This window comes from Neisseria sp. P0021.S005, assembly GCF_051956955.1.
This window is the reverse complement of the sequence record NZ_JBQCWY010000744.1, coordinates 1-1,441: the sequence shown is the minus strand read 5'-3', so window position 1 is coordinate 1,441 and position 1,441 is coordinate 1. Positions and strand designations below refer to the sequence as shown.

Below are 1,441 nucleotides of genomic sequence, written 5' to 3'. Positions count from 1 at the left end.
TTTCCCGTATCGTTACTTTCCTTTGCTTCAGGTCGTCTGAAATTGTTCAGGCGTGCGCGTTGTTGTCTCTTAGGATAGATATGTCTATTAAATTTGCCGATTTGAACCTTGATAAAAACATTTTGTCTGCCGTAAGCAGCGAGGGTTATGAAAGCCCGACCCCGATTCAGGCGCAAGCGATTCCGTTTGCTTTGGACGGCCGCGACATTATGGCTTCGGCACAAACCGGTTCAGGCAAAACCGCAGCCTTCCTGCTGCCGACTTTGCAAAAACTGACCAAGCGCAGCGAAAAACCGGGCAAAGGCCCACGCGCTTTGGTGTTGACTCCGACCCGCGAACTAGCGGCTCAGGTGGAAAAAAACGCGTTGGCGTATGCTAAAAATATGCGTTGGTTCCGTACTGTCAGCATTGTAGGCGGCGCATCTTTCGGCTACCAAACCCGTGCTTTGAGCAAACCGGTTGACCTGATTGTCGCTACTCCGGGTCGTCTGATGGACTTGATGCAGAGCGGCAAAGTTGATTTTGAACGTTTGGAAGTGCTGATTCTGGACGAAGCCGACCGTATGTTGGACATGGGCTTTATCGACGACATCGAAACCATCGTTGAAGCAACGCCGAGCGACCGTCAGACTTTGTTGTTCTCTGCCACTTGGGACGGCGCAGTGGGCAAACTGGCGCGCAAACTGACCAAAGACCCTGAAACCATCGAAGTTGAGCGTGTGGATGATCAAGGCAAAATCGAAGAGCAGCTGCTGTACTGCGACGATATGCGCCACAAAAACCGCCTGCTCGACCACATCTTGCGCGATGCCAATATCGATCAATGTGTGATTTTCACGTCCACCAAAGCCATGACCGAAGTCATCGCGGATGAATTGTATGAAAAAGGTTTTTCCGCCAACTGCCTGCACGGCGATATGCCGCAAGGCTGGCGTAACCGTACGCTGATGGACTTGCGCAAAGGCCGCTGCAAAATTTTGGTTGCCACCGATGTAGCCGCACGTGGTATCGACGTACCAACCATTACCCACGTTATCAACTACGACTTGCCGAAACAGGCTGAAGACTACGTTCACCGCATCGGCCGTACCGGCCGCGCTGGCCGTACCGGTATTGCGATTACTTTTGCCGAAGTGAACGAATACGTCAAAGTACACAAAATTGAAAAATACATCGGCCGCAAATTACCTGAGCTGACCATCGAAGGCATGGAGCCGACACGTAAACGCAAATCTGCCGGTGGCAAACCGAAAGGTAAAGGCGGCTGGGGCGATCGTAAATCCGGCGGCTGGCGTGGTGATAAGAAACCGGCTAAAGAAGGTTTCGGCGGTAAAGCTAACGGCGAAGGCCATAAAAAAGACGGTTTCAAGAAAGATGGCTTTAAGAAAGACGGTTTCAAGAAGTCTGACGGTTTCAAAAAAGGCGGCGAAGGCTTTAAAGG

1 protein-coding gene is annotated in these 1,441 nt (G+C 51.4%); it reads left to right on the top strand.

What is annotated here, in order from left to right:
- Positions 1-80: 80 nt before the first annotated feature.
- A partial coding sequence (locus tag ACTHUE_RS18925; RefSeq protein ID WP_440424167.1) for a DEAD/DEAH box helicase occupies positions 81-1,441 on the top strand: 1,361 nt, incomplete at its 3' end.